Annotated in this window: 16 protein-coding genes; 6 read left to right on the top strand and 10 right to left on the bottom strand. The window is 69.3% G+C overall.

Features of this window, described 5'->3' with window-relative positions; translation table 11 throughout:
* Nucleotides 1-55: 55 nt before the first annotated feature.
* Nucleotides 56-697, bottom strand: coding sequence for a TetR/AcrR family transcriptional regulator (locus tag ACI2L3_RS23350; RefSeq protein WP_404754309.1), 642 nt, complete (start codon nt 695-697; stop codon nt 56-58).
* A gap of 88 nt (nt 698-785) precedes the next feature.
* Between ACI2L3_RS23350 and ACI2L3_RS23345 the strand changes: the two genes are divergently transcribed.
* Genes ACI2L3_RS23345 through ACI2L3_RS23335 form a run of 3 tightly spaced genes read left to right on the top strand, consistent with a single transcriptional unit; the run spans nt 786 to nt 2,937 of the window.
* Nucleotides 786-1,568 (top strand): ATP-binding cassette domain-containing protein, encoded by a 783-nt coding sequence (locus ACI2L3_RS23345; RefSeq protein ID WP_404754308.1) that lies wholly within the window; start codon nt 786-788, stop codon nt 1,566-1,568.
* A 27-nt stretch (nt 1,569-1,595) separates the two neighbouring features.
* On the top strand, nt 1,596-2,351 hold the full coding sequence (locus tag ACI2L3_RS23340; protein WP_404754307.1) for an ABC transporter permease: 756 nt from the start codon (nt 1,596-1,598) through the stop codon (nt 2,349-2,351).
* Between the two features lie 13 nt (nt 2,352-2,364).
* Nucleotides 2,365-2,937, top strand: a complete 573-nt coding sequence (locus ACI2L3_RS23335) for a cob(I)yrinic acid a,c-diamide adenosyltransferase (protein ID WP_404754306.1) — start codon at nt 2,365-2,367, stop codon at nt 2,935-2,937.
* 268 nt (nt 2,938-3,205) lie between these two features.
* Here the strand turns inward: ACI2L3_RS23335 and ACI2L3_RS23330 are convergent, their stop codons facing one another.
* Nucleotides 3,206-3,784, bottom strand: coding sequence for a hypothetical protein (locus ACI2L3_RS23330; protein WP_404754305.1), 579 nt, complete (start codon nt 3,782-3,784; stop codon nt 3,206-3,208).
* 165 nt (nt 3,785-3,949) lie between these two features.
* Between ACI2L3_RS23330 and ACI2L3_RS23325 the strand changes: the two genes are divergently transcribed.
* From ACI2L3_RS23325 to ACI2L3_RS23315, 3 genes are all read left to right on the top strand, one after another.
* A complete protein-coding gene (locus ACI2L3_RS23325; protein WP_404754304.1) occupies nt 3,950-5,140 on the top strand; it encodes a sensor histidine kinase in 1,191 nt (396 codons plus the stop codon).
* Nucleotides 5,137-5,787 (top strand): response regulator, encoded by a 651-nt coding sequence (locus ACI2L3_RS23320; protein ID WP_404754303.1) that lies wholly within the window; start codon nt 5,137-5,139, stop codon nt 5,785-5,787. The genes ACI2L3_RS23325 and ACI2L3_RS23320 overlap by 4 nt, the downstream gene beginning before the upstream one ends.
* 213 nt (nt 5,788-6,000) lie before the next feature.
* A complete protein-coding gene (locus ACI2L3_RS23315) occupies nt 6,001-7,860 on the top strand; it encodes a glycosyl hydrolase family 18 protein (protein ID WP_404754390.1) in 1,860 nt (619 codons plus the stop codon).
* A gap of 72 nt (nt 7,861-7,932) precedes the next feature.
* Here ACI2L3_RS23315 and ACI2L3_RS23310 read toward each other — a convergent pair whose 3' ends face one another.
* From ACI2L3_RS23310 to atpE, 8 genes are all read right to left on the bottom strand, one after another.
* Nucleotides 7,933-8,382 carry a DUF2550 domain-containing protein gene (locus ACI2L3_RS23310; protein WP_398301239.1) on the bottom strand — a complete coding sequence of 150 codons (450 nt, stop codon included), beginning with the start codon at nt 8,380-8,382 and terminating at the stop codon, nt 7,933-7,935.
* A 144-nt stretch (nt 8,383-8,526) separates the two neighbouring features.
* Nucleotides 8,527-8,901: a F0F1 ATP synthase subunit epsilon gene (locus ACI2L3_RS23305; RefSeq protein WP_150172272.1), complete on the bottom strand. Its 375-nt coding sequence runs from the start codon at nt 8,899-8,901 to the stop codon at nt 8,527-8,529.
* A gap of 130 nt (nt 8,902-9,031) precedes the next feature.
* A complete protein-coding gene (gene atpD, locus ACI2L3_RS23300) occupies nt 9,032-10,474 on the bottom strand; it encodes a F0F1 ATP synthase subunit beta (RefSeq protein ID WP_362990266.1) in 1,443 nt (480 codons plus the stop codon).
* Nucleotides 10,474-11,394, bottom strand: a complete 921-nt coding sequence (locus ACI2L3_RS23295; RefSeq protein ID WP_362990264.1) for a F0F1 ATP synthase subunit gamma — start codon at nt 11,392-11,394, stop codon at nt 10,474-10,476. Before ACI2L3_RS23295 ends, atpD begins: the two co-directional genes overlap by 1 nt.
* A gap of 20 nt (nt 11,395-11,414) precedes the next feature.
* A complete protein-coding gene (atpA, locus tag ACI2L3_RS23290; protein ID WP_404754302.1) occupies nt 11,415-13,007 on the bottom strand; it encodes a F0F1 ATP synthase subunit alpha in 1,593 nt (530 codons plus the stop codon).
* A 111-nt stretch (nt 13,008-13,118) separates the two neighbouring features.
* Nucleotides 13,119-13,943 carry a F0F1 ATP synthase subunit delta gene (locus tag ACI2L3_RS23285; RefSeq protein ID WP_404754301.1) on the bottom strand — a complete coding sequence of 275 codons (825 nt, stop codon included), beginning with the start codon at nt 13,941-13,943 and terminating at the stop codon, nt 13,119-13,121.
* Nucleotides 13,940-14,488 carry a F0F1 ATP synthase subunit B gene (locus tag ACI2L3_RS23280; RefSeq protein ID WP_404754300.1) on the bottom strand — a complete coding sequence of 183 codons (549 nt, stop codon included), beginning with the start codon at nt 14,486-14,488 and terminating at the stop codon, nt 13,940-13,942. The genes ACI2L3_RS23285 and ACI2L3_RS23280 overlap by 4 nt, the downstream gene beginning before the upstream one ends.
* Before the next feature lie 38 nt (nt 14,489-14,526).
* Entirely contained in the window at nt 14,527-14,766 is a 240-nt protein-coding gene (gene atpE / locus ACI2L3_RS23275) for an ATP synthase F0 subunit C (RefSeq protein WP_055564408.1), read from the bottom strand.
* Between the last annotated feature and the right edge of the window lie 64 nt (nt 14,767-14,830).

Here is a 14,830-nt window from a genome sequence, read left to right as displayed (position 1 = left end):
GCCGCAGCGCCCCTTTCCAATGACGGACATCACACTGATACGTCTTCGCCACGCCTCATCCGGCGGCGCGCACCGCGTAGTTGAGGACCTTCTCGCCGAGCAGCTCCTCCATCTCGTCGAGCAGTACGAGGGCTTCGCGGGAGACCTCGGCGGGTTCGCGGCGCTTGGACATCTCGTCGCCGATCCAGGCCATGAGCGTGCCGTGGAGCCAGGAGAGCTGACCGGCGATCAGTCCGGGCATGGGGTCGCCCTCGGCGGCGCCGGTGTCCTCCGCGAGGGTCCTGGTGAGGTGTGCCAGCGCTTCCTGCTGGATCTCCCAGAGCCGTGAGCGCAGGGCGTGGGCCTCGGTGATGACCTTCATGAAGTCGGCCCAGCCGGGGAAGAGGCCGATGCCGGGCGAGAGGCCCTCCACGTCCGCGCGCAGCTCGCGCAGGACGGCGGCGGCCGCGGACTCGCCCGCCCGGCGGCCGCGCACATAGCCGGAGAGCCGGTCGACGACGGCCTCGCCCCGGTCGAGGAAGAGGTCCTCCTTGGCCGGGAAGTAGTTGTAGACGGTGTTGACCGAGACGTCGGCGGCCTCCGCGATCTCCGCGATGGTCACGGTGACGAAGCCGTGCTCCAGGAAGAGCCCGGTCGCGACGTCCGAGATCCGCTGCTTCGTCTGCCGCTTCTTGCGCTCCCTCAGTCCCTCACTCATGGCCCCATCCTAGAGACTCTGAAAAGTTGGGGCGGACAGAAACTTGGGGCGATTGCAAAATTTCAGGGAGTCTGTTTTTGTTGACGGCATGGCAATCATCAGCACCTCCGGTCTTGCCCGGACCTTCCAGACCAAGGGCGGCCCCGTCGAAGCCGTGCGCGGCATCGACCTGCGCGTACAGCCGGGCGAGATCCTCGGCTTCCTCGGGCCGAACGGCGCGGGCAAGACCACCACGCTGCGCATGCTGACCACGCTGCTCCCGCCCACCGGCGGCGCCGCCACCGTCGCGGGCTGCGACCTGGCCCGGGACCCGGCCGGCGTCCGGAGCAGGATCGGGTACGTGGCCCAGTCCGGCGGCGTCGACCTGAGCGTCTCCGTACGCGAGGAGCTCGTCACCCAGGGCCGGCTCTACCGCCTGTCGAAGTCCCGCGCCGAGACCCGCGCCGAGGAGCTGGCGCACGACCTCGGCCTCACCGAGCTGATGGAACGCCCCTGCGCGGCGCTCTCCGGCGGCCAGCGCAGGCGGCTCGACATCGCCATGGGGCTCACCCACCGGCCCGAGGTGCTCTTCCTCGACGAGCCCACCACCGGCCTCGACCCGGGCAGCCGGGCCGACCTGTGGAAGCTGGTGCGCAAGCTGCGCGACGACCACGGCACCACGGTCTTCCTCACCACGCACTACCTCGACGAGGCCGACGCGCTCTCCGACCGCCTGGTCGTCGTCGACAAGGGCGTCGTCGTCGCCGAGGGCACACCGAGCGCCCTCAAGCTCCAGTACGGCGGCTCGATCGACGCCACCCTGCAGGACACCTTCCTTGCCATCACCGGGCGCGACGTCGCCCCGGCGGACACGACCCCCGTCGCCGTCTGACCTTCACGAACCGATCCGGGACCCACCATGCCTGCACTGCTCTCCGACACCGCGCTGATCTTCGGGCGGTACGCCCGGCAGACCCTCCGCTCCAAGTTCCAGATCCTCTTCGGCGTCCTCACTCCCCTGCTCTACCTGCTCTTCTTCGGCCCGCTGCTCACCGATCTGCCGCTCGGCTCGCGGGGCGACTCCTGGCAGGTGCTCGTGCCCGGACTGCTGCTCCAACTCGGCCTGTTCGGCGCCACGTTCAGCGGCTTCGCGCTCATCATCGAGAAGCAGTTCGGGGTGGTGGAGCGGATGCGGGTGACGCCCGTCAGCCGCCTCGCGCTGCTCCTCGGCCGCATCCTTCGCGACGCCGCGCTCTTCGTCTTCCAGGCGGTGCTGCTCGTGCTCGCCGCGCTCGTGATGGGGCTCAGGGCGCCGCTCGGCGGCATCCTCATCGGCTTCGCGTTCGTGGCGCTGCTGACCGCGGGGCTCGCCTCGCTCTCGTACGCGCTGGCCATGAAGGTTTCCAAGGCGCACGAGTTCGGGCCCGCGGTGAACGCCATCAGCATGCCCTCGATGCTGCTGTCCGGCCTGATGCTGCCGATGGCGCTCGCGCCGGCCTGGCTGGACGTGCTCTCCCACTTCATGCCGTTCCGCTACCTCGTCGACGCGGTGCGGGCGGGGTACGTCGGCGACTACGCGACCACGACGATGCTGTACGGCGTCCTGATGGCGCTCGCCTTCGTCCTGCTGTCCGTGACGGTGGGCACACGCGTCTACAAGAGGGCCGGAGCGTAACTACGCTGGCCGCATGGTCAATCTGACGCGCATCTACACCAGGACCGGCGACCGGGGCACGACGGCCCTCGGGGACATGAGCCGCACCGCCAAGACCGATCTGCGGATCGCCGCGTACGCCGACGCCAACGAGGCCAACGCGGCCATCGGCACGGCGATCGCGCTCGGCAGCCTCGACGAGGAGGTCGTCAAGGTCCTGGTCCGGGTCCAGAACGACCTCTTCGACGTGGGCGCCGACCTCTCCACCCCCGTCGTCGAGGACCCGAAGTACCCGCCGCTGCGCGTCGAGCAGACGTACATCGACAAGCTGGAGGCGGACTGCGACCGCTTCCTGGAGGAACTGGAGAAGCTCCGCAGCTTCATCCTGCCGGGCGGCACACCGGGCGCGGCACTGCTGCACCAGGCGTGCACGGTGGTGCGGCGGGCGGAGCGGTCGACGTGGGCGGCGTTCGAGGTCCACGGCGAGATCATGAACCCCCTGACCGCCACCTACCTCAACCGCCTCTCCGACCTCCTCTTCATCCTGGCCCGCGCGGCCAACAAGGAGGTCGGGGACGTGCTGTGGGTGCCGGGGGGCGAGCGCTAGGGCCTGTCCGGCGGATCATGCCGCGGGCCGCGGGGTCTGGCACTTCCCCAAGCTCTCGGCTTCGCTCGAGCAGGGGAGACCCCAACCCTGCGGCGTTGTCGTCGGTTGTCAACTCCCCCAAGCTCTCGGCTCCGCTCGAGCAGGGGGCACCCCCATCACGTTGCCGCCCTCCTCCGCCTTGCATCTCGACGCACCAGACCCCGCTCACCTGCACCGACGGGTGGCCGCCACCCCACCGCGACCTGATCCGCCGGACAGGCCCCAGCGCTCACGCCTTCGTCAGGGGCCGGTCCTCGTCCCGGTCGCGCGGGGCCGGTGCCGGGCCCTTCTTCGGGAACAGCGCGTAGCTGAGGGCGATCAGGCCGTGGATGCCCGCCGTGCGCCAGGCCGTGTGCATCCACGACTCCAGCGACGAAGTGCGGCCGGGGTCGTCGACGTACCACATGGCGACCAGCAGCAGCCCGCTCGCGACGGCCGCCGCGACAACGGTGCCGAGCCAGACCTTCGCCTCGTGCAGGGCCCTCGCCCTGCCGTGGCGCGGCGGGCGCGGCACGGGCGTGCCGTCGAAGCGGTGCGCCGCGTGGCCGTCGAGCCACTTCACCGTGCGGTGGCCATGGCCCACGGTGAAGCCGATGTAGAGCGCGGCGAGGCCGTGCTTCCAGCTCGGCTCCGCGCCGTTCTTCAGGTCGACGGCGGTCACGACGAGCAGCAGGACTTCGAGCAGCGGCTCGCACAGGAGGATCGCGATGCCGAGGCGCGGCATGCGCAGCGGGTAGCGGACGGCGAGGCCCGCCGCCAGCAGCACCCAGAAGCCGACCTCGCAGATGACGATCAGCGCGACGATCACGGCGCTCTCCTTACGTTCGCTTCCCCGGTCACCTCTCAAGGTTCGCGTTCCGAAGGCCGCTGATCGTCGTCGTCAGTGACGAACCGGCACTGCATCCTTCGATGTAGCGGACGGTTCCTCCCTCAGGATCAGGCAGGGGGCCGCCCCTCCGTGTTGGATGGACCCATGGCCCTGTCCCTGCCCCGCCCGCAGCGCGTCGACGTGCAGATCGCCGCGGCCAGCCTGCTCTGCGGGCTGACGCTGGAGGCGCTCGGGCTGCACTCCCAGGCGTACCGGCCGTTCGGTGGCCACTGGTCGCTGCTGCCGCTCCTCGTCCTGGCGGGGCTGGAACTGCTGCGCAGCAGCAGGCCGCAGTTCGCCCTGGTGGGCGGCACGCTCGCGCTGGTGGCCGACCAGTTCACGTCGGGCAACCTCGCGTCGATCCTGATGTTCACGGACATCGTCTACGCGGCCGTCGTGTACGGCACCCCGGCCGCCGCCCGGCGCATCCCCGTCACCACGGGCCTGGTGACGGTGGCGGTCACCGTCGGCTTCCTCGCCTGGTTCCAGGAGGCGGAGGCCATCCTCATCGGCTTCGTCACCGGCGTGGTCTCCTTCGCGCCCGCCACCACGGGCGTCCTCGTGCGCAACCACCGCGAGGCCGCCGAGGCGGCGAAGCTGCGGGCCGAGCAGACCGCGCTCCTGGCGGAGATGGACCGGGCCCAGGCCGTCGGCGCCGAGCGCGCCAGGATGGCCCGCGAACTGCACGACATGGTCGCCAACCACCTCTCGGCGATCGCCATCCACTCCACGGCCGCGCTCTCCCTGGACGACCCGGGGACCAGCAAGGACGCGCTCGCCGTCATCCGGGAGAACAGCGTCGAGGGGCTGGCCGAGATGCGCCGCCTCATCGGCATCCTGCGCGACCACACCGGCGACCTGGAGCCCGCGGCCGCCCCCACCCTGGACGGCCTGGGCGCCCTCGTCACCAACGCCCGTACGAACGGACTCGACGTCACCCTCGACGACGCCCGCACCCCGGAGGGCCCGAAGCTGCCCACACCGGTGGAGCTCGCCGCGTACCGGATCGTGCAGGAGTCCCTGACGAACGCCCTGAAGCACGCGTCACCCGGCCGCGTCACCGTGGCGCTCGTCCAAGAACCTCGCGCCCTCACCGTCCGCGTCACCAGCCCCTACGGAGACCCCTCGGGGCCCCGCGCCCCCGGCTCGGGCGCCGGCCTCGTCGGCATGCGCGAGCGCACCGAACTGCTCGGCGGCACCTTCGAATCGGGCCCCGAGAGCAACCCCGACGGCAAGGTCTGGAACGTCTTCGCGACCCTGCCCGTCGACCCCGCCGACGAAGGAGCCAAGGAATGATCCGGGTGCTGGTCGCCGAAGACCAGTCTGCCGTGCGCGCGGGACTCGTCCTGATCCTGCGCAGCGCGTCCGACATCGAGGTCGTCGGCGAGGCGGCGGACGGCGAGGAGGCCGTCGCGCTCGCCCGCGAACTCCGTCCCGACCTGGTCCTGATGGACATACAGATGCCGCGTTTGGACGGGGTGTCGGCGACCCGGCAGGTCGTCGCCGAGGGGCTCGCGGACGTCCTGGTCCTGACCACCTTCGACCTAGACGAGTACGTGTTCGGGGCGCTGCGCGCGGGCGCCTCCGGGTTCATGCTGAAGAACACCGAGGCGAAGGACCTCCTCGAAGGGGTCCGTACGGTCGCGCGCGGCGAGGGCCTGATCGCGCCGGCCGTCACCCGCCGGCTGATCGCCGAGTTCGCCGCCCCTTCGCAGGCGGTACGCGGTGCGAACGCGCCGGACCCGGCCGTCCTCGACAGTCTCACGCGCCGGGAGCGCGAGGTGCTGTCCTGCATCGGAGAGGGCCTGTCGAACGCGGAGATCGCGACCCGTCTCTCCATGGCGGAGGCGACGGTGAAGACGCACGTCAGCCGGCTGCTCGGGAAGCTGGAGCTGCGCAGCCGGGTGCAAGCGGCCGTACTCGCGCAGGAGTTGGGCGTCTGATCCTCGCCTGATCCTCGTCTGATCCGGGCGCCTCGGTGACGGTACGTCACGATCGGGCCAATGGTTCAGACCTCTTGACCGTTGGTCCAGACCTTTCTATTCTCACCGCACTGCGGTGAGCACTCCCCCACGTGTCCACGTGCTCACGGGCGGCGCAGGGTCCCAACCCCTAAGACCCCCCGGATCTCACCCGAGGAGCACCTCGTGCGCTTCATGAAGAGCACCAACCGCTCGAGACTCAAATTCAGACACAAAGCCGTGGCGGGAGTCACCACGCTGCTGCTTCCGCTCGCCACCCTGGTCGCCCTCGGCTCCTCCGCCGAGGCGGCACCCGACGCCGCCCCCGAGGCCACCGCCACGTACGCCAAGACCCAGGACTGGGGCAGCGGCTTCGAGGGCAAGTGGACCATCAAGAACACCGGCACCACCAGCATCAACTCCTGGAACGTCGCCTGGGACTTCCCCACCGGCACCAGGGTGACCTCGGCCTGGGACGCCACCGTCACCAACTCCGGCAACCGCTGGACCGCCAAGAACCTCGGCTGGAACGGGACGCTCGCCCCCGGCGCCTCGGTCTCCTTCGGCTTCAACGGCACCGGCTCCGGCGCACCCTCCAAGTGCGAGCTGAACGGCGCCAGTTGTGACGGCGGCGGCGTCCCCGGCGACAACCCGCCGAGCGCCCCCGGCACCCCGACCGCCTCCGGCATCACCGACACCTCGGTGAAACTCGACTGGAAGGCCGCCACCGACGACAAGGGCGTCAAGAACTACGACGTCCTGCGCGACGGCGCCACGGTCGCGACGGTGACGGACACCTCGTACTCCGACACCGGGCTGACCAAGGGCACCGACTACTCGTACACCGTCCAGGCCCGCGACACCGCCGGCCAGACCGGACCCGCCAGCGGCGCCGTCAAGGTCCGCACCACCGGCGGCGGCGACCCGGGTCCAGGACCCGGTGACAAGGTCAAGCTCGGCTACTTCACCGAGTGGGGCGTCTACCAGCGCAACTACCACGCGAAGAACATCGCGACCTCCGGCTCGGCCGACAAGATCACGCACATCAACTACAGCTTCGGCAACGTCCAGGGCGGCAAGTGCACCATGGGCGACTCCTACGCGGCGATCGACAAGGCCTACACCGCCGACCAGTCCGTCGACGGCGTCGCCGACACGTGGGACCAGCCGCTGCGCGGCAACTTCAACCAGCTGCGCAAGCTGAAGGCCAAGTACCCGAACATCAAGATCCTCTGGTCCTTCGGCGGCTGGACCTGGTCCGGCGGCTTCACCGACGCCATGAAGAACCCGGCGGCCTTCGCCAAGTCCTGCCACGACCTCGTCGAGGACCCGCGCTGGGCCGACGTCTTCGACGGCATCGACCTGGACTGGGAGTACCCGAACGCCTGCGGCCTGTCCTGCGACACGTCGGGACCGGCCGTCTTCAAGAACATGATGCAGGCCTTCCGCACCGAGTTCGGCGCGAAGAACCTCGTCACGGCCGCCATCACCGCGGACGGCTCCAGCGGCGGCAAGATCGACGCCGCCGACTACGGCGGCGCGGCGCAGTACAGCGACTGGTACAACGTGATGACGTACGACTTCTTCGGCGCGTGGGCGGCCAAGGGCCCGACGGCCCCGCACTCCCCGCTCACGTCGTACGCCGGCATCCCGCAGGAGGGCTTCAACAGCGCGGCCGCGATCGCCAAGCTGAAGGCCAAGGGGGTCCCGTCCGCGAAGCTGCTGCTCGGCATCGGCTTCTACGGCCGCGGCTGGACCGGTGTCACCCAGAAGGAGCCGGGCGGCACGGCCACGGGCGCCGCGCCGGGCACCTATGAGGCGGGCATCGAGGACTACAAGGTCCTCAAGAACTCCTGCCCCTCGAACGGCACGATCGCCGGTACGGCGTACGCCCACTGCGGCAGCAACTGGTGGTCCTACGACACGCCGTCCACCGTCCGCTCCAAGATGGCCTGGGCCAAGGAGCAGGGGCTTGGTGGGGCGTTCTTCTGGGAGTTCAGTGGGGACACCAGCAACGGTGAGTTGGTGACCGCCATCAATGACGGCCTGAAGTAGCCGTCCCTGAAACGAAGCCGGGAAGACAGGATCGCCCCCTGTCTTCCCGGCTTCTCCATGCCGTACGAGGTACTACGCCACATTCACCCGCTGGCCGGGCGGCGCCGCCTCCAGCCAAGCCAGGAAACCCGTCAGCGCGTCCTCGCTCATCGCCAGTTCCAGGCGGACGCCGCGGTGCAGGCAGCCGAGGACGATCGCGTCGGAGAGCAGGGCCAGCTCTTCCTCGCCGTCGGGGGCGCGGCGGTCGACTACCTCGATGGCGGAGCGCTCCAGGACACGGCGCGGCCGGGGAGCGTACGAGAAGACGCGGAACCATTCGACGCGGTCACCGTTGTAGCGGGCTACCCCGTACCCCCAGCCCTTGCCGGACGTGTCGCCCTTCTCGGGGGCGTCCCAGCGCAGGCTGCAGTCGAAGGTGCCGCCGGAGCGCTGGATCAGCCGGCGCCGCAGTCCGAAGACGAAGAGCCCCACCAGAACCAGCACGATCAAAGCAAGTCCGCACACGAGCAGAGTGAGGATCATCGGCACCGACCTCCTCGCCTCTACTGTCGGCCTACAGGCCGGCAACGGACCAATACATTGCACCCGCATTGCCTCAGCCGCGACCCGGTCCGGAATGTTCCCGGACCTGGCCGCGGCTGAGTCACGTTACGCCGCGCGCTGGGGTCAGCGCGTCGCCACCGCACGCAGACGGACGTCGGCGCGCCGCTCGGCGGAGGCGTCGGCCTCCGACTTCGCGCGCTCCAGCGCCCGCTCCGCACGCTTGACGTCGATCTCGTCGGACAGCTCCGCGATCTCGGCCAGGAGCGACAGCTTGTCGTCCGCGAAGGAGATGAATCCTCCGTGGACGGCGGCCACGACCGTGCCGCCGTCGCTCGTACGAATGGTCACCGGGCCCGACTCCAGCACACCGAGCAGCGGCTGGTGACCGGGCATGACGCCGATGTCGCCGGACGTGGTGCGCGCGACGACCAGGGTGGCCTCACCGGACCAGACACTGCGGTCCGCTGCGACCAGCTCGACATGCAGCTCAGCAGCCAAGGGTGGCTCCTCGGGTCACCACCCGGCGGTTCAGCCGGGTGTTGGGTCAAATTCTAGTGGGCGTACGGGGAGGGACGGGACACGGCCCCCGCGGGGGTGACCCGTCCCTCACCGTCATGAGCTACAGAGCTCAGGAGACGCCGAGCTCCTTGGCGTTCTTCTTGAGGTCCTCGAGACCACCGCACATGAAGAAGGCCTGCTCGGGGAAGTGGTCGTACTCGCCGTCGCAGATCGCGTTGAACGCCGCGATCGACTCCTCGAGGGACACGTCCGAGCCGTCCACGCCGGTGAACTGCTTGGCGGCGTGGGTGTTCTGCGACAGGAAGCGCTCCACGCGACGGGCGCGGGCGACGACGAGCTTGTCTTCCTCGCTGAGCTCGTCGATACCGAGGATCGCGATGATGTCCTGGAGGTCCTTGTACTTCTGCAGGATCCCCTTGACGCGCATGGCGCAGTCGTAGTGGTCCTGCGCGATGTAGCGCGGGTCCAGGATGCGGGACGTGGAGTCCAGCGGGTCCACGGCCGGGTAGATGCCCTTCTCCGAGATCGGACGGGAGAGCACCGTCGTCGCGTCGAGGTGGGCGAACGTGGTGGCCGGGGCCGGGTCGGTCAGGTCGTCCGCGGGGACGTAGATCGCCTGCATCGAGGTGATCGAGTGACCACGGGTCGACGTGATGCGCTCCTGGAGGAGACCCATCTCGTCGGCCAGGTTCGGCTGGTAACCCACCGCGGACGGCATGCGGCCGAGCAGGGTCGAGACCTCGGAACCGGCCTGGGTGAAGCGGAAGATGTTGTCGATGAAGAACAGCACGTCCTGCTTCTGCACATCGCGGAAGTACTCCGCCATGGTCAGACCGGCCAGGGCGACACGGAGACGCGTGCCCGGCGGCTCGTCCATCTGGCCGAAGACCAGCGCGGTCTTGTCGAGAACGCCGGCCTCCTCCATCTCGACCATGAGGTCGTTGCCCTCACGGGTGCGCTCGCCGACACCGGCGAAGACGGAGACACCGTCGTGCAGCTTGGCCACACGGACGATCATTTCCTGGATCAGCACGGTCTTGCCGACACCGGCACCACCGAACAGACCGATCTTTCCACCCTTGACGTACGGGGTGAGGAGGTCGACGACCTTCAGGCCGGTCTCGAACATCTCGGTCTTCGACTCGAGCTGGTCGAAGGCCGGGGCCTTGCGGTGGATCGTCCAGCGCTCGGCGTCGGCGACCGTCGACGGGTCGTCGTTCAGGACCTCGCCGAGCGTGTTGAACACACGGCCCTTGGTCACGTCGCCGACCGGCACCGAGATGCCCTTGCCGGTGTTGGTGACCGGGGCCTGGCGGACCAGGCCGTCGGTGGGCTGCATCGAGATCGCGCGGACCACGCCGTCACCCAGGTGCTGGGCGACCTCGAGGGTCAGCGTCTTCTTCGCGCCCTCGGTCGACGGGTCGTCGACCTGGACGTGCAGGGCGTTGTAGATCTCCGGCATCGCGTCGACGGGGAACTCCACGTCGACGACCGGGCCGATCACCCGGGCGACGCGGCCCGTGGCAACGGCCGTCTCAACAGTGGTCGTCATTACTTGTCACTCCCCGCGGTCGCGTCGGCCAGCGCTGCTGTGCCGCCGACGATCTCGCTGATTTCCTGGGTGATTTCGGCCTGGCGGGCCGCGTTGGCAAGCCGGGAGAGGCTGTTGATCAGATCCCCGGCGTTGTCGGTCGCCGACTTCATCGCGCGGCGCGTGGCGGCGTGCTTGGAGGCAGCCGACTGGAGCATCGCGTTGTAGATACGGCTCTCGACGTACCGCGGCAGCAGGGCGTCGAGGACGTCCTCCGCCGACGGCTCGAAGTCGTACAGCGGAAGGATCTCGTCCTTGCCGGACTTCGACTCCTCCGCGACCTCTTCGAGGCTGAGCGGCAGCAGGCGGCCGTCGATGGCCGTCTGCGTCATCATCGAGATGAACTCGGTGTAGACGATGTGGAGTTCGTCCACGCCGCCCTCCGCCGTCTCCTTCTCGATCGCCTCGATCAGCGGCACCGCGACCTTCTTGGCGTCCGCGTACGTGGGCTCGTCGGTGAAGCCCGACCACGACTCCACGACCTTGCGCTCGCGGAAGTTGTAGTGGGACAGACCGCGGCGGCCGACGATGTACGTGTCGACCTCCTTGCCCTCGGCCTCCAGGCGCGCGGTCAGCTGCTCCGCGGCCTTGATGGCGTTCGAGTTGAAGGCGCCGGCCAGTCCGCGGTCGCTCGTGAGGAGCAGCACCGCGGAACGGGTCGCCGTCTCCGGCTCGGTCGTCAGCGGGTGCTTCGTGTTCGAGCCGGTGCCGACCGCCGTGACCGCGCGGGTGAGCTCGGTCGCGTACGGCGTGGACGCCGTCACCTTGCGCTGGGCCTTGACCACGCGCGAGGCGGCGATCATCTCCATCGCCTTGGTGATCTTCTTGGTCGCGGTGACGGATTTGATACGACGCTTATAGACCCGGAGCTGGGCTCCCATGAGTCAGGTCCCTTCCGTCGTCACTTGCCGGCGGCGGCCGGAGCGTCCTCGCCGAGAAGCTTCCCGTCCGAGGTCTCGAACTGCTTCTTGAACGCCGCGATCGCGTCGCCGACGGCCTGCAGCGTGTCGTCCGACATCTTGCCGCCCTCCTTGATGGAGGTCATGAGGCCCTGCTCCTGCCGGTGCAGGTAGGCGAGGAGCTCACGCTCGAAGCGGCGGATGTCGTTGACCGGCACGTCGTCCATGCGACCGGTGGTACCGGCCCACACGGAGACGACCTGGTCCTCGGTCGCCATCGGCTCGTACTGCGGCTGCTTGAGCAGCTCGACCATGCGCTGACCGCGCTCCAGCTGCGCCTTCGACGCGGCGTCCAGGTCGGAACCGAAGGCGGCGAACGCCTCCAGCTCACGGAACTGGGCGAGGTCCACGCGCAGACGGCCGGAGACCTGCTTCATCGCCTTGTGCTGCGCGGAACCACCGACTCGGGAGACGGAGATACCGACGTTCAGCGCGGGGCGCTGACCGGCGTTGAAGAGGTCCGACTCCAGGAAGCACTGGCCATCGGTGATGGAGATGACGTTGGTCGGGATGAACGCCGACACGTCGTTCGCCTTGGTCTCGACGATCGGGAGACCCGTCATCGAGCCCTTGCCCAGCTCGTCCGAGAGCTTCGCGCAGCGCTCGAGCAGACGCGAGTGCAGGTAGAAGACGTCACCCGGGTAGGCCTCGCGCCCCGGCGGGCGGCGGAGCAGCAGGGACACGGCGCGGTAGGCGTCGGCCTGCTTCGAGAGGTCGTCGAAGATGATGAGGACGTGCTTGCCCTCGTACATCCACTGCTGGCCGATGGCCGAACCGGTGTAGGGCGCCAGGTACTTGAAGCCCGCCGGGTCGGACGCCGGGGCGGCGACGATGGTCGTGTACTCCAGCGCGCCGGCCTCTTCGAGGGCACCGCGCACGGAGGCGATGGTGGAGCCCTTCTGACCGATGGCGACGTAGATGCAGCGCACCTGCTTGTTCACGTCGCCCGTGCGCCAGTTGTCGCGCTGGTTGATGATCGTGTCGACGGCCAGGGCGGTCTTGCCGGTCTGGCGGTCACCAATGATCAGCTGACGCTGGCCACGGCCGATCGGGGTCATCGCGTCGACGGCCTTGTAGCCGGTCTCCATCGGCTCGTGCACCGACTTGCGCTGCATGACCGTGGGGGCCTGCAGCTCGAGGGCGCGACGTCCGCTGGTCTCGATCTCGCCGAGGCCGTCGATCGGGGTGCCGAGGGGGTCGACGACGCGGCCGAGGTAACCCTCGCCCACGGCGACGGAGAGCACCTCACCGGTGCGCTGCACCGGCTGGCCCTCCTCGATACCGCTGAACTCGCCGAGGATGACGGCGCCGATCTCGCGCTCTTCCAGGTTCAGCGCGAGACCGAGGGTTCCGTCCTCGAACTTCAGCAGTTCGTTCGCCATCGCCGAGGGCAGGCCCTCGACCTTGGCAATACCGTCGCCGGCGACGGTGACCGTACCGACCTCCTCGCGCGAGGCCGCGTCCGGCTTGTACGCCTGGACAAAGTTCTCCAGCGCGTCCCGGATCTCCTCCGGCCGGATCGTGAGCTCCGCCATCTGGGTTCCCTGCTCTCCTTGTTGGGCCCGAAGTTTTCTTGGGGGGTCTGGGGTCAGCCCCCAGGAATCCTCTGCACGGCCCAACTAGGGCCGTAGGTCGTGCTTCTTGTCTTACTGACCGGCCACGCGGCGGCCGGCTTCCTCGATGCGGTCCGCGATGGAGCCGTTGATGACCTCGTCGCCCACCTGGACCCTGATCCCGCCGAGGACCGTGGGGTCCACGTCGAGGTTGAGGTGCATCGGGCGTCCGTACACCTTCGCCAGGACGGCGCCGAGGCGCTCCTTCTGCCGGTCCGAGAGCGGAACGGCGGAAGTGACGACGGCGACCATGCGGTTGCGGCGGTCCGCGGCCAGCTTGGCGAGGGACTCCAGTCCGTCTTCCAGGCTACGTCCACGCGGCGCGGTGACGAGGCGCTCGACGAGACGCTCCGTGACGTCCTCGGCGCGGCCCCCGAGCAGGCTGCGCAGCAGCTCGCTCTTGGCCGTGCCCGTCGCGGCGCGGTCGGTCAGCGCGGCCCGCAGCTCGGTGCTGGAAGAGACGATCCGGCCGAACCGGAAGAGCTCGTCCTCGACGTTGTCCAGGGCGCCGGCCTTCTGCGCGCCGGTCAGGTCGGCGAGGTTGGCGAGCTCCTCGATGGCGTCCACCAGGTCACGCGACTGCGACCAGCGCGAGCGGACCATGCCGGCCACCAGGTCGGCGGTCTCGCCGCCCACCTGGCCGGACAGCAGGCGTCCCGCCAGCTCGGCCTTGGCCTCACCGGACTGCGACGGGTCGGTGAGGACCCGGCGCAGCGAGACCTCGCGGGCGAACAGCGCCGTGACGGCGGCCAGCTCGTCCGCGAGCTGCTTGGCGTCGACCGAGGTGCTGTCCGTCAGCGCGTCGAGACGCTCGCGCGCGGCGGCCAGTGCCTCGCGGCTCGCTCCGTGCGCTGTCATCGAGCTGCCTCGGCCTTCTCCTCGAGCTCGTCGAGGAAGCGGTCGATGGTGCGGCTCTGGCGGGCGGAGTCCTCGAGGGACTCACCGACGAGCTTGCCGGCCAGGTCGGTGGCCAGCTGGCCCACGTCCTGACGCAGCGACTGCGCGGCGGCCTTGCGGTCGGCCTCGATCTGGGCGTGACCGGCGGCGACGATCTCCTCGCGCTGACGCTGGCCCTCGGCCCGCATCTCGGCGATGAGCGTGGCGCCCTGCTCCTGCGCCTCCTGGCGCAGACGCGCGGCCTCGTGCCGGGCCTCGGCGAGCTGAGCCTTGTACTGCTCAAGAACGCTCTGGGCCTCGGTCTGAGCGGCCTCGGCCTTCTCGATACCGCCTTCGATCGCCTCCCGTCGCTCTTCCAGAACCTTGTTGATGTTCGGGAGGAGCTTCTTCCAGAAGAAGAAGAAGACGATGGCGAAGGCGATGGCGCCGACGAGCAGCTCAGGACCCGGCGGGACGAGCGGGCTCTGCTCTTCCTCGGCCGCCAGCTGAACCAGGTTGGCGATCACATCAGTGCCTTTCGTCGAAAAGTGTCAGTAAGAAGTGCTTACTTACCGAACACGAACGGCATAACGATGCCGATGAGGGCGAGCGCCTCACAGAAGGCGAAGCCGAGGATCTGGTTGGCGCGGATCAGGCCGGCAGCCTCGGGCTGACGGGCGAGAGCCTGCGTGCCGTTACCGAAGACGATGCCGACGCCGATGCCGGGGCCGATGGCCGCGAGGCCGTAGCCGATGGAACCGAGGGAGCCGGAGACGCCAGCGGCGAGTTCGAGGGTCGCGGACATGCCGTTACTTCCTTCTCTTTCATGGGCCGGTGGGGGTTGGCCACCGGGCGATCTGGGGGTTGGG

This window comes from Streptomyces sp. NPDC029674 (genome assembly GCF_044903205.1).
In the GTDB taxonomy this organism is placed as follows: Bacteria; Actinomycetota; Actinomycetes; order Streptomycetales; family Streptomycetaceae; genus Streptomyces.
This window is presented reverse-complemented; position numbering and strand designations above follow the sequence as displayed.

Coding starts and splice junctions, on each gene's coding strand:
- atpD (WP_362990266.1), bottom strand. CDS start 10,474: ATGACGACCACTGTTGAGACGGCCGTTGCCACGGGCCGCGTCGCCCGG.
- ACI2L3_RS23285 (WP_404754301.1), bottom strand. CDS start 13,943: ATGACAGCGCACGGAGCGAGCCGCGAGGCACTGGCCGCCGCGCGCGAG.
- ACI2L3_RS23350 (WP_404754309.1), bottom strand. CDS start 697: ATGAGTGAGGGACTGAGGGAGCGCAAGAAGCGGCAGACGAAGCAGCGG.
- ACI2L3_RS23335 (WP_404754306.1), top strand. CDS start 2,365: ATGGTCAATCTGACGCGCATCTACACCAGGACCGGCGACCGGGGCACG.
- ACI2L3_RS23310 (WP_398301239.1), bottom strand. CDS start 8,382: ATGATCCTCACTCTGCTCGTGTGCGGACTTGCTTTGATCGTGCTGGTT.
- ACI2L3_RS23315 (WP_404754390.1), top strand. CDS start 6,001: ATGAAGAGCACCAACCGCTCGAGACTCAAATTCAGACACAAAGCCGTG.
- ACI2L3_RS23295 (WP_362990264.1), bottom strand. CDS start 11,394: ATGGGAGCCCAGCTCCGGGTCTATAAGCGTCGTATCAAATCCGTCACC.
- ACI2L3_RS23345 (WP_404754308.1), top strand. CDS start 786: ATGGCAATCATCAGCACCTCCGGTCTTGCCCGGACCTTCCAGACCAAG.
- atpA (WP_404754302.1), bottom strand. CDS start 13,007: ATGGCGGAGCTCACGATCCGGCCGGAGGAGATCCGGGACGCGCTGGAG.
- atpE (WP_055564408.1), bottom strand. CDS start 14,766: ATGTCCGCGACCCTCGAACTCGCCGCTGGCGTCTCCGGCTCCCTCGGT.
- ACI2L3_RS23340 (WP_404754307.1), top strand. CDS start 1,596: ATGCCTGCACTGCTCTCCGACACCGCGCTGATCTTCGGGCGGTACGCC.
- ACI2L3_RS23320 (WP_404754303.1), top strand. CDS start 5,137: ATGATCCGGGTGCTGGTCGCCGAAGACCAGTCTGCCGTGCGCGCGGGA.
- ACI2L3_RS23325 (WP_404754304.1), top strand. CDS start 3,950: ATGGCCCTGTCCCTGCCCCGCCCGCAGCGCGTCGACGTGCAGATCGCC.